Annotated in this window: 9 protein-coding genes; 5 read left to right on the top strand and 4 right to left on the bottom strand. The window is 67.7% G+C overall.

Annotation, left to right across the window (positions count from 1 at the left end; genetic code table 11):
* Positions 1 to 25: 25 nt before the first annotated feature.
* Positions 26 to 883, top strand: coding sequence for an aldo/keto reductase (locus B0E52_RS07525; protein WP_077483178.1), 858 nt, complete (start codon positions 26 to 28; stop codon positions 881 to 883).
* 109 nt (positions 884 to 992) lie between these two features.
* On the opposite strand, the gene B0E52_RS07520 is transcribed toward B0E52_RS07525, so the two are convergent.
* From B0E52_RS07520 to B0E52_RS07510, 3 genes are all read right to left on the bottom strand, one after another.
* Positions 993 to 1,916 (bottom strand): 5'-nucleotidase, encoded by a 924-nt coding sequence (locus B0E52_RS07520; protein ID WP_077483176.1) that lies wholly within the window; start codon positions 1,914 to 1,916, stop codon positions 993 to 995.
* Between the two features lie 90 nt (positions 1,917 to 2,006).
* On the bottom strand, positions 2,007 to 2,768 hold the full coding sequence (locus B0E52_RS07515) for an NAD kinase (RefSeq protein WP_077483174.1): 762 nt from the start codon (positions 2,766 to 2,768) through the stop codon (positions 2,007 to 2,009).
* Between the two features lie 169 nt (positions 2,769 to 2,937).
* The gene (locus B0E52_RS07510) at positions 2,938 to 7,866 is read right to left on the bottom strand and encodes an NAD-glutamate dehydrogenase domain-containing protein (RefSeq protein ID WP_077483172.1); all 4,929 of its coding nucleotides are present in this window, start codon (positions 7,864 to 7,866) and stop codon (positions 2,938 to 2,940) included.
* Positions 7,867 to 8,380: 514 nt separating this feature from the next.
* Here B0E52_RS07510 and B0E52_RS07505 point away from each other — a divergent pair.
* On the top strand, positions 8,381 to 9,550 hold the full coding sequence (locus B0E52_RS07505; RefSeq protein ID WP_077483170.1) for an efflux RND transporter periplasmic adaptor subunit: 1,170 nt from the start codon (positions 8,381 to 8,383) through the stop codon (positions 9,548 to 9,550).
* Between the two features lie 12 nt (positions 9,551 to 9,562).
* Entirely contained in the window at positions 9,563 to 12,742 is a 3,180-nt protein-coding gene (locus tag B0E52_RS07500) for a multidrug efflux RND transporter permease subunit (protein WP_077483168.1), read from the top strand.
* A 312-nt stretch (positions 12,743 to 13,054) separates the two neighbouring features.
* On the opposite strand, the gene B0E52_RS07495 is transcribed toward B0E52_RS07500, so the two are convergent.
* Entirely contained in the window at positions 13,055 to 14,215 is a 1,161-nt protein-coding gene (locus B0E52_RS07495; protein ID WP_077483167.1) for an acyl-CoA dehydrogenase family protein, read from the bottom strand.
* Positions 14,216 to 14,423: 208 nt separating this feature from the next.
* Here B0E52_RS07495 and B0E52_RS07490 point away from each other — a divergent pair, with 208 nt between their 5' ends.
* Positions 14,424 to 15,350, top strand: coding sequence for a metalloregulator ArsR/SmtB family transcription factor (locus B0E52_RS07490; RefSeq protein WP_077483165.1), 927 nt, complete (start codon positions 14,424 to 14,426; stop codon positions 15,348 to 15,350).
* Positions 15,351 to 15,360: 10 nt separating this feature from the next.
* Positions 15,361 to 16,458 carry a homocysteine S-methyltransferase family protein gene (locus B0E52_RS07485; protein ID WP_077483163.1) on the top strand — a complete coding sequence of 366 codons (1,098 nt, stop codon included), beginning with the start codon at positions 15,361 to 15,363 and terminating at the stop codon, positions 16,456 to 16,458.
* Positions 16,459 to 16,516: the final 58 nt, after the last annotated feature.

The following is a 16,516-nucleotide window of genomic DNA, read 5'->3' as shown; positions in this document are numbered from 1 at the left end:
GCCCACACCTCGTCCCGACCTCACCCTGTCCCCCATCGTCGCCGGCCTCTGGCGCATCCGCGACTGGAAGCTCGACGTGGCCGGGCGCCTGCGCTGGATCGAGCAGGCGCTGGAGCTGGGCATCACCAGCTTCGACCACGCGGACATCTACGGCGACTACCAGGCCGAAGCGCTGTTCGGCGAAGCGCTGCAGGCGGCGCCCGCCTTGCGACGACGCATGCAGCTCATCACCAAATGCGGTATCCGCCTGCGCTCGGCCAGCCGGCCCTACCGGGTGAATTACTACGACACCTCGGCGGCCTACGTGCGGGCGCAGGTGGAACAGTCGCTGCGCAAATTGAATACCGAGCAACTGGATCTGGTGCTGATCCATCGCCCCGACTACCTGATGGACGCCGCCGCGCTGGCCGACAGCTTCGCCACGCTCAGTCGCGAAGGCAAGGTGGCGCATTGGGGCGTGTCCAACCATTCGGCCAGCCAGTTCGCCCTACTGGACCAGCACCACCCGCTGGCCACCAACCAGCTCGAACTGTCGCCGTTGCAACTGGGCGCGCTGGACGACGGCACGCTGGATCAGGCCCAGCAACTCGGCGCGCGGCCGATGATCTGGTCTCCACTGGCCGGCGGCCGCCTGTTCACCGGCGAAGACGAACAAGCCGTGCGCGTGCGTGCCGAGATGCAGAGCATCGCCGAACGCCTGGGCGTCAGCCTCGCCACCTTGGCCTACGCCTGGGTGCTGCGCCACCCCTCGCGCCCGCACCCGATCACCGGCACCGGTCGTATCGCCGGGCTGCGCGAGGCCGTGGCCGCACTGGACGTTTCGCTGGACGCCGAGGATTGGTACGCGATCTGGACGGCGAGCAAGGGGCATCCGGTACCGTGATCCGACAGATCACCGGTAGGAGCGCACCCTGTGCGCGATGGCCTCGGCGCTACGGTCGAAGCGAAAGACAATCGCGCACAGGGTGCGCTCCTGCAACGAGGGGTTTGTTTCAGCGGTTTGAAACCCCATGCGGCACGTGCCCGGTCGCCACATGCTTGCGTGCGGATTCCACGTTCGCCGGTGAGTCGTCGAAGAAGATGTCGGCGCCGAACGCGTCGAGAAAGGGGCCCTTGTCGCGGCCGCCGAGGAACAGCGCCTCGTCGATGCGCACGCCCCACTTGCGCAAGGTGAGGATCACGCGTTTGTGCGCAGGCGCGGAACGCGCGGTGACCAGGGCGGTGCGGATTGGCGAGTTCTCGGCCGGGAACGCGGCCTGCAGGCGATGCAGCGCGGTGAGGAAGCCGCGGAACGGGCCGACCGACAGCGGTTCGGCGGCATGCTCGGTCTCGCTGCGATGGAACGCTTCCAGGCCTTCCTCGCGGCTGACGCGCTCACCTTCGTCGCCGAAGATCACCGCGTCGCCGTCGAAGGCGATGCGCAGCTGCTCGCTCATGCGCGGCGGCGCGGTGCTGGGCAGGATCGTCGCCGCGGCCACGCCGGCCTTGAGCGCGCGACCCACATCCTCGGCGTTGGCGGAGAGGAACAGATCGGCCTTGAACGGCGCGATGTAATCGGAGGTGGGCGCACCGCTGGTGAAGGCGGCGCGGCTGATCTCCAGCCCGTAGTGCTGGATCGCGTTGAAGATGCGCAGGCCGGTGTCGCCCGAGTTGCGCGAGAGCAGGATCACTTCCACCGGCGGCACGTCGCCCGCCAGCTTGTTGAGGTCGAGCAGCTTCTGCACCAGCGGGAAGGCCACGCCGGGTTTGAGGATCTCGTCCTCGTGGGCGATCTGGAAGTTGCGGTAGGCATCCAGCCCCTCGCGCTCGAACAGCGCGTGGCTGTTGCCGAGATCGAACAGCGCGCGCGAGGAGATCGCCACGACGAGGCGGTTGTCGGTCGTGGCGGTGGGGTCGTGGGCTGTGGGTGCGGACATGGGGGCAATCTAGCGCAAGCGATGCGCACAGCGTGAGACCGGCTTTGCTGCAGGAGCGGACCCGTATGCCAGAGCCCCTTACCCTGGCGATCAGTCGGCAGCAAACTGCTCGTCGAGGATGCGTTGCTCGAGGTTGTGCTCGGGATCGAACAGCAGGCGCACGCCCTGCCCTTCGGCCTGGCGAATGGCGACCTCGCGCACGTCGCGCACTTCGTGGAAGTCCGCGGTGGCACTGACCGGGCGCTTGCCGGGGTCGAGCACGCGCAGGCTGACCTGGGTGCGGTGCGGCAGGATCGCGCCACGCCAGCGGCGCGGGCGGAACGGGCTGATCGGGGTGAGCGCGAGCACGTTCGCGTCCAGCGGCAGGATCGGGCCGTGGGCGGAGAGGTTGTAAGCGGTGGAACCGGCCGGGGTGGCGACCATCACGCCGTCGCAGATCAGGTTCGGCAGCTTCACCGTCTCGTTGAGCTTGACCTCGACGTGCGCGGCCTGGTTGCTCTGGCGCAGCAGCGAGACTTCGTTGAAGGCCAGCGCGCGATGCGTGTCGCCTGCGGCATCGGTGGTCAGCATTTCCAGCGGAAACAGTTCGGCGGCGTGTGCGCGCGCCACCCGCTCGGGCAGTTCGTCCACGCGATGCTTGTTCATCAGGAAACCGACGCGACCGAGTTTCATGCCGTACACCGGCACGCCCAGCGCGAGATGCGCATGCAAGGTGCGCAGCATGAAGCCGTCGCCGCCCAGCGCCACGATCAGCTCGGCCTTGTCGACCGATGCGTCGCCGTAACGCTCCACGAGCTTGCGCCGCGCCTGCTGGGCGACGCTGGTGTCACTGGCGACGAAGGCGAGGCGCATGGGCGAACGGGCTCCGAAGACAATGCCGGGAGCTTACTGCATGAAGCGCGCGGGCATGTCGTAAAAACAAGGCCCCGGCGAACCGGGGCTTTGTTCGTTGCAAGAAGATTGTCGCGAGATCGCCCTCACTCCACCTCTCTTCCCAAATGGGAAGAGAGGGTGAAGAGCCTTACACCGGAACTTGCGCCAACTGCGCAAGGCGGCGCACCGCAACCGAGGCGATCGGGTAGTCGGCGTTCTGGGTGAGGATCTCGGCCAGCATGCCGCGGGTGTGCTGCAGCGTGGCATCGTCGCGCTGCAGCCACGCCTTCACCGGCGAGACGTCCTTGCTGCCGCCGGCCAGCGTCAGCACCTGCTGGGCCAGCGCGCGATGCTGGTGGTTGAGCTCGTCCAGCAGCGATCCGCGCGCCTGCGCATGCCAGTGGCCTTCCACCGGCAGCGCCTCGATCTGGCCGCGCAGCCATTCCAGGTCCAGCGCCTCACCCAGTTCGTAGAACACGCCGGCGACCTTCTCGATCGGCTGGCCGCTCTGCTGCGCCACTTCGACCATGTCCAGCGCCGCGCGCAGTTCCGAGACGCGCGCCAGCCGCACCGCCAGCTCGGCAGGCAGGCCCAGGCCTTCCCACTTCTCCTGGCTGCTGGCGAAGTCGCCCTTGCCGGTGGCGGTGAGCACCTCCGGCAGCGCCTTGCGGAGGGCGCTGACGCCGGCCTGGTAGCGCTCGACGTTGGCGGCGATCTCCAGCGTGCCGCCGGGGCGGTTGAGCAGCCAGCGGGTCATGTGGCGCAGCAGCGACCACACCTGCATCACCGCGTCGACCTGGGTGCCCTCGGCCACCTTACTGTCCAGCGCCTCGATCTCGGCCCACAGTTCGCGCGCCTCCAGGATCTCGCGCGCGGCGGTGTAGGCCTTGGCGATCGCCGCCGGGCCTTTGCCGGTGTCCTCCTGCATGCGCATCATGAAGGTGGCGCCCATGCGGTTGATCGTGGAGTTGGTCACCGCGGTGGCGATGATCTCGCGCTTCAGGCGATGGCGCTGCATGTGCGCGGCGTACTTCTCGTGCAGCGGCGCGGGGAAGTAGCGCACCAGTTCCTTGGACAGATACGGGTCTTCTGGCACGTCGGAATCGAGCAGCTGCTGGAACAGACGCATCTTGTCGTAGGACAGCAGCACCGACAGTTCCGGGCGCGTCATGCCTTGGCCGCGCGTCTTGCGCTCGGCGAGCTCGGCCTCGCTGGGCAGGTTCTCCACCTGGCGGTCGAGCTGGCCCTCGGACTCCAGCGTGCGGATGAAGTGCGCCATCGAGCCGATGCGCTTCACCGACTGGTGCTCCATCAGGGTGATCGCCTGGTTCTGGCGATAGTTGTCCCACAGCACCAGCTGGCCCACCTCGTCGGTCATCGCGGCCAGCTGCGTGTTGCGGTCGGCCTCGCTCAGCTCGCCGCGATGCACCGCGTCGTTGAGCAGGATCTTGATGTTCACCTCGTGGTCGGAGGTATCCACGCCGGCGGAGTTGTCGATGAAGTCGGTATTCAGCAGCACACCCTTCTGCGCCGCCTCGATGCGCCCCTTCTGGGTCATGCCGAGGTTGCCGCCCTCGCCCACGATCTTGCAGCGCAGCTCGCCGCCGTCCACGCGCAGGCCGTTGTTGGCGCGGTCGCGGGCGTCGGCATGGGTCTCGCTGCTGGCCTTGACGTAGGTGCCGATGCCGCCGTTCCACAGCAGGTCCACCGGCGCCTTGAGGATGGCATTGAGCAGTTCGTTCGGCGCCATCTGGGTGACGTCGGGCTTGAGGCCCAGCGCCGCGCGCGCCTCCGGCGACACCGGGATGGACTTCGCGCTGCGCGGCCAGATGCCACCACCGGCGGAGATCAGCGACTTGTCGTAGTCGTCCCAGCTCGAACGCGGCACCTTGAACATGCGCTCGCGCTCGACGAAGGAACGCGCCGCATCCGGGTTCGGGTCGATGAACACGTGGCGGTGGTCGAACGCGGCGACCAGCCGGATGTGCTTCGACAGCAGCATGCCGTTGCCGAACACGTCGCCGGACATGTCGCCGATGCCCACGCAGGTGAAGTCCTGCGACTGGCTGTCGCGGCCCAGTGCGCGGAAATGGCGCTTCACCGATTCCCACGCGCCCTTCGCGGTGATGCCCATGCCCTTGTGGTCGTAGCCGTTCGAGCCGCCGGAGGCGAACGCGTCGCCCAGCCAGTAGCCGTGCTCGATCGAGATGCCGTTGGCGATGTCGGAGAAGGTGGCGGTGCCCTTGTCGGCAGCGACCACCAGGTACGGGTCGTCGGCGTCGTGGCGCACCACGTCGTGCGGGTTCACCACCTTGCCCTCGACCAGGTTGTCGGTGATGTCGAGCAGGCCGTTGATGAACAGCTTGTAGCAGGCGATGCCCTCGGCCTGCTGCGCGTCGCGGTCGCCACCCACTGGCGGCTTCTTCACGAAGAAACCGCCCTTCGAGCCCACCGGCACGATCACGGTGTTCTTCACCATCTGCGCCTTCACCAGGCCCAGCACCTCGGTGCGGAAGTCCTCGCGGCGGTCGGACCAGCGCAGGCCGCCGCGCGCCACCGCGCCGAAGCGCAGGTGGATGCCTTCCACGCGCGGCGCGCACACCCAGATCTCGCGGTACGGCACCGGCTTGGGCAACTCGGGCACCGCGTGCGAATCGAGCTTGTAGCTGATGTAGTCGCGGTACGCACCGTTCCACTGCTGGAAGAAGCTGGTGCGAAGGGTGGCGTGGATCACCGTGATGAAGCTGCGCAGGATGCGGTCCTCGTCGAGGCTGGCGACGTTCTCCAGCAACACGTTGATCGCGCCCTCGATCGTCTTGATCTGCTCGGCGCGCGGTTGCGCCAGCGCGGCGGCGAGGCCGTCGACCAGCGCCGGATTCGCGGCCTGCACGTGTGCGGGGATCAGCGCCGACATCTCGCCGTGCAGCAGCGCGGCGGCGCTCTTGCGCTCGTCGGCCGACAGCGTCTCGCGGCGTGGATCGAACTTGGCGAGGAACAGCTCCACGAGCAGGCCGGCGATGGCCGGATAGCGGTTCAGCGTGTCCTCCATGTACGGCTGCGAGAACGTGCTTCCGGCCTGCAGCAGGTACTTGCAGTAGCCACGCAGCATCGCCACCTGGCGCCAGCTCAGCTTGGCGCCCAGCACCAGCCGGTTGAAGCCGTCGTTCTCGGCGTTGCCGCGCCAGATCTGTTCGAACGCGTGCTCGAACAGCGAGCCGACCTGCTCCACGCCGAAGGTGAGCTTGCCCACCGGCTGCACCTCGAAGTCCTGGATCGACAGCGGCACGCTGTCGCCGGGAATCTCGTAGACGTGCTCGGTGAGCACGCGCAGGCCGAGGTTCTCCAGCTGCGGCAACACCTCGGACAGCGCGATGTCGCCGCCGGATCGATAGACCTTGAAGCGCAGCGTCTCCGGTGCCTTCGGCGGGTGGTAGAAGGACATGCGCAGCGCGTTGTCGCCCCGCAGCAGCGACAGCTGGTGCACGTCCTCGGCGGCCACCGCCGGGCTCACGTCGTCGATGTAGCCTGGCGGCAGCACGCGCGCGTAGCGGTTGGCCAGCGTCACGCCTTCATGTTCGCCGCGCAGCCTCACCAGCGCGTCGCGCACGTCGTCGTGCCAGTTGCGCGCGATGGCCGCCACACCCTGCTCCAGCGCGGCGAGTTCGTATCCGGGCTGGTCGCCGATCTTCGGCCGCACCACGATGTACAGGCGCGCCAGCGCGTCCTCGCCCATCAGCACCGAGGAATCGACCTGCTGGGCGTGCAGCGCTTCCCCCAGCAGCGCCTCGATGCGCTCTCGCACCGAGGTGTTGAAGCGGTCGCGCGGCACGAACACCTGGCAGGTGAAGAAGCGGCCGTAGCGGTCGCGACGCATGAACAGGCGCGTGTGCGCGCGCTGGCGCAACTCCAGGATGCCGGTGGCGATCGCGAACAGCTCGTCCTCGCTGCTCTGCAGCAGCTCCTCGCGCGGGAGCGTTTCCAGGATATGGCGCAGCGACTTGCCGGAATACGAGTCGCGCTTCAGGCTCGAGCGCGCCAGCACCGCTTCCACCTTGTGCCGCACCAGCGGCACGTCCTGCGGGCGCGCCATGTAGGCGCTGGAGGTGAACAGGCCGAGGAAGCGCTGCTCCGACACGGCACGGCCGCCGGCATCGAACTTGAGCACGCCGATGTAGTCCATGTAGCCGGGGCGGTGCATGCGCGAGCGCGCATTGGTCTTGGTCAGGATGATCGCGTCGACCGCGCCGGAATGCGGCAGCTCGCTGGCCGCCAGCGTCTTCAGCGAACGCGGCGCCAGCGATTGCTCGCTCTTGCGCAGGATGCCCAGGCCCGAGCTGTCGATCGCACGCAACACGCGGTCGCCGTCGGCATCGGTCACCTCGTATTCGCGGTACCCGAAGAAGGTGAAGTTGTCGGCGGCGATCCAGCGCAGGAATTCGCCGGCTTCGCGCGCCGAAGCCTCGTCCAGCGCCGGCTTGCGCTGCGGCAGTTCGCCGGCGATCGCCAGCGCCTTGTCGCGCATCGCCGCCCAGTCGCCGACGGCCACGCGCACGTCCTCCAGCGCGGCCTCCACCTGCGCGACCAGCTGCGCCTGCTCGGCCGCGTCGGCCACGCGGTCGATCTCGAAGTGCATCACCGACTCGGCCGTGCCCGTGTCGCCGCCGAGGCCGAGCAGCTTGCCGGCCGCATCGCGTCGCACCATCAGCACCGGATGGATCACCGCATGGATCTGCAACCGCGCCGAGATCACCATGCTCACCGTGTCGACCAGGAACGGCATGTCGTCGGTGACGATCTGCAGCCAGCCGTGGCCGGCATGACCCGCCTCGGGATTGAGCACGCGCACCGCCGCGCGACCGGGCATGCGCTGCTGCATGAAGTCCAGCAGGCCGCCGGCCAAGGCAGCCCATTGCGCCGGTGTGTGCAGACCGCGGTCGCCCTCCGTTACCCGCGCGAAGAAGGCGCCGATAAAAAATTGCGCCTCATCAAGGCGCTGGGTGGGGTATCCGGCTTGCTTCAGAGCCTCGAACACGGCGGACTGAAGCGGAACTTCATGGGCTGCACGAATGGCATTCATGGCATCTACTGGTAGTGGGAACGAATTGACGCGATAAAGCCCCAAAAGGATACGCTCCGCGTCAGGGTGAATCCACCGTGCCGCCGTTGTGCACGGCGTCATGAAACGTCGTTTGTTCCGTACCCGCGCGTAGCGTGCACGCGCGTCGCCAGCACCACGACGCAAGCACGCGCGACGGACACGCCGTCGCGCGCGGCGGCAACGAACGGATGCGTCGTCACGACATGCGCACTGACATGCTCCGTTCTGGTTCGCGCAGAGGCAGCCCGGATCTGCACGCCGGGTCGGCTTGTGCACACACAAGAAAATCGCGCAAGCCCTTCAATAAATTGTGAACTGTACGGTATAGTAGCGCTCCTCAAGCCCGCGTCCGCCTGTACGGAGCACGGGCTGTGCTCAACCTTTGACACACGACATGCAGGCGGTGGTGCCGTCATGCTCTGCGCCTGGCGCAGGCTGGATGCGCACCCATCGCGATACCCCCAAATCACGATCAGCACGCTTCGGAGTCCCCATGAAATCCCCGTCCCTGCGCGCACCCGCGTTGTGCCTTGGCCTGCTGGCCCTGACCGCCTGCGGCAAGAAGGAGCAAGGGCCGCCGCAGATGCCGCCACCGCAGGTGGGCGTGATCACCGCGCAGCCGCAGAACGAGCCGCTGACCAAGGACCTGGTCGGCCGCCTGTCGGCCTTCCGCAGCGCCGACGTGCGCGCCCGCGTGGCCGGCGTGCTGCTGAAGCGCGACTACGTCGAAGGCAGTGACGTGAAGAAGGGCCAGCCGCTGTTCCAGATCGATCCCGCTCCGCTCAAGGCCGCGCTGGCCGCGGCCGACGCCTCGCTGGCCCAGGCGCAGGCGACGTACACCAACGCCAAGGTCAACGCGCAGCGCTCGCGTGAGCTGGCGCCGAAGGGCTACATCTCGAAGTCCGACCTCGACAACGCCCTGGCCAGCGAGCGCACCGCCGCCGCCGCGGTGCAGGCGGCCCGAGCCAACGTGCAGAGCGCCCGCATCAACCTCGGCTACGCCAACGTGACCTCGCCGATCGACGGCCGCGCCGGCCAGCAGCAGGTCACCGAGGGCGCGCTGGTGGGCAGCGGCAGCGCCACCTTGCTCACCACGGTGGACCAGATCGATCCGCTGTACGTGAACTTCACCATGAGCGTGGCCGACATGGAGCAGCTGCGGCAGGCGCAGATCAGTGGCGGCGTCACCCTCGCCCAGCCCGACCAGGCCAGCGTGCGAGTGACCCTGCCCGACGGCAGCGCTTACGCCGAACCCGGCACGCTGGACTTCACCTCCGCCACGGTCGATCCGTCCACCGGCGCGATGAACCTGCGCGCGAAGATCCCCAACCCGAAGCACAGCCTGCTGCCCGGCATGTATGTGACGCTGCAGGCAAAGCTGGGCGAGCAGCACAAGGTGTTCCTGATCCCGCAGCAGGCCGTGCTGCGTGACACCGTGGGCGCCTACGTGTTCGTGGTCGGTGCCGACGGCAAGACCAAGCGTCACGACGTCGCCGCCGCCAGCATGAGCGGCGGCAACTGGGTGATCACCAGCGGCCTCGCCGCGGGCGACCAAGTGGTGGTGTCCGGCGTGCAGAACGTGCGCGAAGACGCGCCGGCCAAAGCCTCGCCGTGGCAGCCGCAACCGGCAGCTGGCAGTTCCACGCCGGCAGCCGGCAAGTAACGGAGCGCGATCATGCCGAGTTTCTTCATCGATCGCCCGATCTTCGCCTGGGTGGTGGCCATCCTGATCTCGCTGGGCGGCGTCCTGGCGATCCTCAACCTGGGCGTGGAGTCGTATCCGAACATCGCCCCGCCGTCGGTCACGGTGAACGCCACCTACCCCGGCGCCAGCGCCGACACCACCGAGAAGACCGTCACCCAGGTGATCGAGCAGCAGCTCACCGGCATCGACCACCTGCTGTACTTCAGCTCCTCCTCCAGCGCCAGCGGCCGCGCCAGCATCACGCTGACCTTCGAGACCGGCACCGACCCGGACATCGCCCAGGTGCAGGTGCAGAACAAGGTGGCGCTGGCCACCCCGCGCCTGCCCAGCGAGGTGACCCAGCAGGGCGTCGTGGTGGCCAAGGCCAACGCCGGCTTCCTGATGGTGGTGGCGCTGAAGTCGGACAACCCGAACATCGACCGCAACCGCCTCAACGACATCGTCGGCTCGCAGGTGCTGGATCAGATCTCGCGCGTGCCCGGCGTGGGCAGCACCCAGCAGTTCGGCTCCGAATACGCCATGCGCATCTGGCTGAACCCGGACAAGCTGCAGGGCTACAACCTGTCGGCTTCGCAGGTGTTCGCCGCGATTTCCGCGCAGAACGTGCAATTCGCCGCCGGCTCGCTCGGCGCCGACCCGGCCGTGCCCGGCCAGGGCCTCACCGCCACGGTGTCCACCGAAGGCCGCTTCACCACGCCCGACCAGTTCGCCGCGATCATCCTGCGCGCGAACCCGGACGGCACCACGGTCAAGCTGGGCGACGTGGCGAGGATCAGCTTCGGTCCCGGCAGCTACGGCTTCGACACCACCTGGGACGGCAAGCCGATCGGCGCGTTCGCGATCCAGCTGCTGCCCGGCGCCAATGCGCTGGACGTGGCCACCGCGGTGCGCGCAAAGATGGACGAACTGGCACCCAGCTTCCCGCCTGGCGTCTCCTGGTTCAGCCCCTACGACAGCACCAGCTTCGTGCGCATCTCCATCGACGAGGTGGTGCACACCCTGGTCGAGGCGATCATCCTGGTGTTCCTGGTGATGCTGCTGTTCCTGCAGAATATCCGCGCCACCATCATTCCCACCCTGGTGATCCCGGTGGCCCTCTTGGGCACCTTCCTCGGCATGCTGGTGCTGGGCTTCACGATCAACCAGCTGACCCTGTTCGGCATGGTGCTGGCGATCGGCATCGTGGTGGACGACGCGATCGTGGTGATCGAGAACGTCGAACGCATCATGACCGAGGAGAACCTCTCGCCGAAGGACGCCACGCGCAAGGCGATGGGCCAGATCACCGGCGCGGTGGTGGCGATCACCGTGGTGCTGGCGGCGGTGTTCGTGCCGTCGGCGCTGCAGCCGGGCGCCTCGGGCATCATCTACAAGCAGTTCGCGCTGACCATCGCGGTGTCGATGGGCTTCTCGGCCTTCCTCGCGCTGTCGTTCACGCCGGCGCTGTGCGCCAGCTTCCTGCAGCCCGAGCACCACAAGAAGAAGAACATCGTCTTCCGCAAGTTCAACGAGTTCTTCGAGTGGACCACGCACACCTACACCGGCCACGTCGGCAGCGCGGTGAAGCATGCGCCGCGCTGGATGTTCGTGTTCGTGCTGGTGGCGATCCTGGCCGGCTTCCTGTACACCCGCCTGCCCGGCAGCTTCCTGCCCGAGGAAGACCAGGGCTACGCGCTGTCCGTGGTCCAGCTGCCGCCCGGCGCCACCAAGGAGCGCACGGGCGAGGTGATGGCGCAGATGCGCACGATCCTGAACAAGGATCCGGCGGTGGAAGGCGTGCTGCAGGTGACCGGCTTCAGCTTCATCGGTTCCAGCGAAAGCGCCGGCATGGCCTTCATCAAGCTGAAGGACTGGGCCAAGCGCGACGTCACCGCCGCGCAATTCATCCAGCGCGCGAACATGGAGCTGTACCAGATCCATGACGCCCGCATCTTCGTGGCGAATATCCCCACCGTGCAGGGCCTGGGCCAGTTCGGCGGCTTCGACATGTACCTGCAGGACCGTGCCGGCCTCGGCCGCGACGCGCTCACCCAGGCGCGCAACACGCTGCTCGGCAAGGCCAGCCAGGATCCGGTGCTCACCGGCGTGCGGCCCAACGCGCTGGAAGACTCGCCGCAACTGCAGCTGGACGTGGATCGCGTGCAGGCGCAGTCGATGGGCCTGTCGGTCAGCGACGTCTACAACGCGATCAGCCTGATGCTGGCGCCGGTGTACGTGAACGACTTCACCTACGGGGGCCGCGTGAAGCGCGTGATCATGCAGGCCGATGCGCCCTATCGCATGGGCCCGGACGCGCTGAAGCACTTCTACACGCCGAGCACCACGCAGACCAACGCCGACGGCACGCCGGCGATGATCCCGATTTCCAACGTGGTGCACGCGAAGTGGGAGATGGGCTCGCCCGCGCTGACCCGCTACAACGGCTATTCCGCCGTGGAGATCGTGGGCTCGCCCGCGCCGGGGCGTGCCTCGGGCGAGGCGATGAACGAGATGCAGAAGATCGTCAACAACGATCTGCCCAAGGGTTACGGCTACGACTGGACCGGCCAGTCCTATCAGGAAATCCTCTCCGGCAATGCCGCCACCCTGCTGATGGTGCTGTCCATCTTCATCGTGTTCCTGGCGCTGGCGGCGCTGTACGAGAGTTGGTCGATCCCGGTGTCGGTGCTGCTGGTGGTGCCGCTGGGCCTGCTCGGCGTGGTGGTGTTCACCATGCTGCGCGGCCTGCCCGACGACATCTTCTTCAAGATCGGCCTGGTCACGGTGATCGGCCTGGCCGCGAAGAACGCGATCCTGATCGTGGAGTTCGCGGTGGCCGAGCAGAAGGCCGGCCGAACGCTGCGCGAGGCCACCGTCGACGCGGCCCGCCTGCGACTGCGCCCGATCCTGATGACCTCGCTGGCCTTCATCCTGGGCGTGTTCCCGCTGTTCATTTCCACCGGCGCCGGCGCCAACTCGCGCCATGCGATCGGCACCGGCGTGATCGGCGGCATGCTGTTCGCCACCTTCCTCGGCGTGCTGCTGATCCCGGTGTTCTACGTGGTGGTGCGACGCCTGCTGGGCGACAAGCTGGACGGCGACGGCAAGCCGCGTCCGGCCTCAGGCACGGACATGCAGTCGTTCGACTCCGACCCGCAGCACGGACACTGAAGGCAGGAGTGAGTGGTGAGAAGTGAGATAAAGCTCGCACCCCGCTTCTTCACCACATAAGCAATGCAATGCAAAAGGCCCCGGCGCAAGCCGGGGCCTTTGCGTATCCGCATGCTTGCGGCAAACCCGCAGGAGCAGCTTCAGCTGCGATCAATCGTTGCCGGTCGCGGCTGAACCCGCTCCTGCGGAATTCGTGGAAGCAAAAGACCCCGATTCGCACCGAGGCCTGTTGCGCTCATTTCACGCTGGCGAACAAGAGGAAAGGTGCGAGCCCTCTCTCACTCCTCACTTCTCCCCACTCACTGCTCGTTCTCAGCGCAAGCCCGTCTCGTTGCGCGCGATCACGATGCGCTGGATCTCGCTGGTGCCTTCGTAGATCTCGGTGATCTTGGCGTCGCGGAAGTAACGCTCCAGCGGCATCTCCTTCGAGTAGCCCATGCCGCCGTGGATCTGCACGGCCTGGTGGGCGATCCACATCGCCGCCTCGGAGGCGACCAGCTTGGCGACGGAGGCCTCGGTGCCGAAGCGGCCACCGTTCTTTTCCGCCTGACCCTTGGTCCAGGCCGCGCGCAGCGTGAGCAAGGTGGCCGCGTCGAGCTTGCACTTCATGTCGGCTATCTTCGCCTGGGTCATCTGGAAGCTGCCCAGCGGTTGGCCGAAGGCCTTGCGGTCGCGCGACCATTGCAGCGTCGCCTCATACGCCGCACGGGCGATGCCCACCGCTTGCGAAGCGATGCCGATACGGCCGGCGTCGAGCACGCCCATCGCGATCGAGAAACCCTTGCCCTCCTGGCCCAGCAGGTCGTCCTTCGAGCAGACGTAGTCGGTGAACTCGATCTCGCAGGTGGCCGAGGCGCGGATGCCGAGCTTGGGCTCGGTCTTGCCAGCGTGGAAGCCCGGCTTCTGCGTATCGATGATGAAGGCCGACACGCCCTTGGCGCCGATGCCCGGTGTGGTGATCGCGAACAGCACGATGTAACGGCACACCGGGCCGGAGGTGATCCAGCTCTTCTTGCCGTTGATGACCCAATCGCCGTCGTCGTTCTTCTGGGCGCGGGTATGCATCGCCGAGGCGTCGGAGCCGGACTGCGGCTCGGTGAGCGCGTAGGCGCCGATGGCCTCGCCCTGCGCGATCGCGCGCACGTACTTCTGCTTCTGCGCCTCGCTGCCGTGCTTGAGGATGCCGTTGCAGAACAGCGAATTGTTCACGCTCATCACGGTGGACGTGGCCGCGTCGGCGGCAGCGATCTCGATCATCGCCAGCACGTAGCCCACCGGGTCCAGGCCCGCGCCGCCGTACTCGTGCGGCACCTCGATGCCCATCAGGCCGAGCTGGCCCATCTCGCGGATGTTGTCCAGCGGGAACTCGCCCTTGGCATCCAGCTCCGCCGCCACCGGCACGATGCGCTTCTGGGCGAAGTCGCGGGCAATGGCCTGGATGGCCAACTGGTCTTCGGTAAAGCTGAAATCCATGGGGGACTCCGGTAGCGAAACTGGGATGGAAAGCCGGCCATTTTAGCTGCGCCAGCCGGCCAGCCTTGTGCGAACGCAGCAAAAAGCAGAAGTGAGTGGGGAGGAGGGAGGAGGGAGAGAAAGCAGGGCGCCGTACCGCAACGGCGCTTGACGTGCGGCAGCCTGCGGCCTAGCCTTTACATCTCTTTATCGCGATATACGGATAACGATGGATCTGGCGACCGCCTCCAGCGTGCTGCGCCTGCTGGCCGACCCCACCCGCGTGCGCCTGCTCGCCCTGCTCGAAGGCGAGGAACTCACCGTCGCCGAGTTGGCCGCGGTACTGCATCTGGCGCAGCCGCGCGTGTCCACCCACTTGGCCAAGCTGAAGGAGGCTGGCCTGGTGCGCGACCGCCGCGCCGGCGTGTCGGCCTACTACCGCGCCAACGGCGAGGGCGACGAACACCAGCATGCGCTGATCGCCGCGTTGCGCGAGAACATCGACGACGCCCTGCTGCGCGAGGACGCCGAGCGCCTGCCTGCCGTGCTGGCCAACCGCGCCCGCGCCGAGGGCTGGGCCGACACCGTGGCCGGCGACATGGAGCGCCACTACTCGCCCGGCCGCACCTGGGAAACCCTGGCGCGCGCGCTGCTGCAACTGCTCGGCACCGGCGACGTGCTGGACATCGCCTCCGGCGACGGCATCACCGCCGAGCTGTTGGCGCCGCACGCACACTCCATCGTCTGCGTGGATTCCAGCGAGCGCGTGGCCGAGGCCGCGGCGAAGCGCCTGCAGCCTTTCCGCAACGTCGAAGTGCGCCAGGGCGACATGCACGCGCTGGATCTCGGCGAACGCCGCTTCGACCTGGTATTGATGCTGCACGCGCTCACCTACGCCGAACGCCCCGCGCAGGCCGTGGCCGCGGCCGCGCGCCTGCTGCGTCCCGGCGGGCGCCTGCTCGCGGTGACCCTGGGCAAGCACGACCACCGCGCCGCGGTGGAACCGTTTGATCACCGCAACCTCGGCTTCACCGAGTTGGAATTGCGGGATTACGCCGGCGCCGCCGACCTGCAGGTGGTCAGTTGCAACCGGCTCAGCCGCGAGCGCAAGGCGCCGCATTTCGAAGTCATCAGCCTGCTCGCGCAGAAGAAATGAGAGATACCCAATGAGCACCCTGCCCTGGCTGCACCCGGATCGCGTCGCCCTGCTCGAAGCGGCGCTCGCCGAACGCATCCTGATTCTCGACGGCGGCATGGGCACCATGCTGCAAGGCCACCGGCTGGACGAAGCCGGCTTTCGCGGCGCGCGCTTCGAGCACGGCCGCGACGGTGCGCACGCGCACCACCACGACGGACATGCCCACGACCACCCCGGCGGCTGCGACCTCAAGGGCAACAACGACCTGCTCACGCTGACCCAGCCGGACATCATCCGCGGCGTGCACGAGGCCTACCTGGAAGCCGGCGCGGACCTGGTGGAAACCAACACCTTCAACTCCACCCGCATCAGCCAGGCCGACTACAAGCTGGAGCACCTCGCGCACGAGCTGAACCTGGCAGGCGCCAAGCTGGCCCGCGCCGCCTGCGACAAGTTCACCGCGCAGACGCCGCACAAGCCGCGCTTCGTGATCGGCGTGCTCGGCCCCACCAGCCGCACCGCCTCGCTGTCGCCCGACGTCAACGACCCCGGCTTCCGCAACGTCAGCTTCGAGGAGCTGGCGCGGAACTACACCGAATCCGCCAGCGGGCTGATCGACGGCGGCGCCGACATCCTGATGGTCGAGACGATCTTCGACACCTTGAACGCGAAGGCCGCGCTGTACGCGCTCGACACGCTGTTCGTGGAGCGCGGCGCGCGGCTGCCGGTGATGATCTCCGGCACCATCACCGACCGCTCCGGCCGCACGCTCTCCGGGCAGACCGCCGAGGCGTTCTATTACTCGGTGCGCCATGCACGGCCGCTGTCGGTTGGCTTCAACTGCGCGCTGGGCGCGGACGACCTGCGCCCGCACATCCAGGTACTCGCCGACATCGCCGACAGCCGCGTCAGCACCCACCCCAACGCCGGCCTGCCGAACGCCTTCGGCGAATACGACGAGACGCCCGAGCACATGGCCGGCGTGATCGCCGGCTTCGCCCGCGACGGCCTGCTCAACCTTGTCGGCGGCTGCTGCGGCACCACGCCCGCGCACATCAAGGCGATTGCCGAGGCGGTGCGTGGCGTGGCGCCGCGTGTCTTACCTGCGCTTGCACAAGCGGCGTGAGCCTGCGCCAGCACGCCCGCTTGAGCCCTCTCCGCCAAGCCCCGCTTGGGGGAGAGGG

Origin of the sequence: Rhodanobacter sp. C06, assembly GCF_002001105.1 — a bacterium.
Taxonomy (GTDB): Bacteria; Pseudomonadota; Gammaproteobacteria; order Xanthomonadales; family Rhodanobacteraceae; genus Rhodanobacter_A.
The sequence above is the reverse complement of the archived record's forward strand: the minus strand, read 5'-3'. Positions and strand labels throughout refer to the sequence as shown.

Coding starts and splice junctions, on each gene's coding strand:
- B0E52_RS07490 (WP_077483165.1), top strand. CDS start 14,424: ATGGATCTGGCGACCGCCTCCAGCGTGCTGCGCCTGCTGGCCGACCCC.
- B0E52_RS07505 (WP_077483170.1), top strand. CDS start 8,381: ATGAAATCCCCGTCCCTGCGCGCACCCGCGTTGTGCCTTGGCCTGCTG.
- B0E52_RS07495 (WP_077483167.1), bottom strand. CDS start 14,215: ATGGATTTCAGCTTTACCGAAGACCAGTTGGCCATCCAGGCCATTGCC.
- B0E52_RS07500 (WP_077483168.1), top strand. CDS start 9,563: ATGCCGAGTTTCTTCATCGATCGCCCGATCTTCGCCTGGGTGGTGGCC.
- B0E52_RS07515 (WP_077483174.1), bottom strand. CDS start 2,768: ATGCGCCTCGCCTTCGTCGCCAGTGACACCAGCGTCGCCCAGCAGGCG.
- B0E52_RS07485 (WP_077483163.1), top strand. CDS start 15,361: ATGAGCACCCTGCCCTGGCTGCACCCGGATCGCGTCGCCCTGCTCGAA.
- B0E52_RS07510 (WP_077483172.1), bottom strand. CDS start 7,866: ATGAATGCCATTCGTGCAGCCCATGAAGTTCCGCTTCAGTCCGCCGTG.
- B0E52_RS07520 (WP_077483176.1), bottom strand. CDS start 1,916: ATGTCCGCACCCACAGCCCACGACCCCACCGCCACGACCGACAACCGC.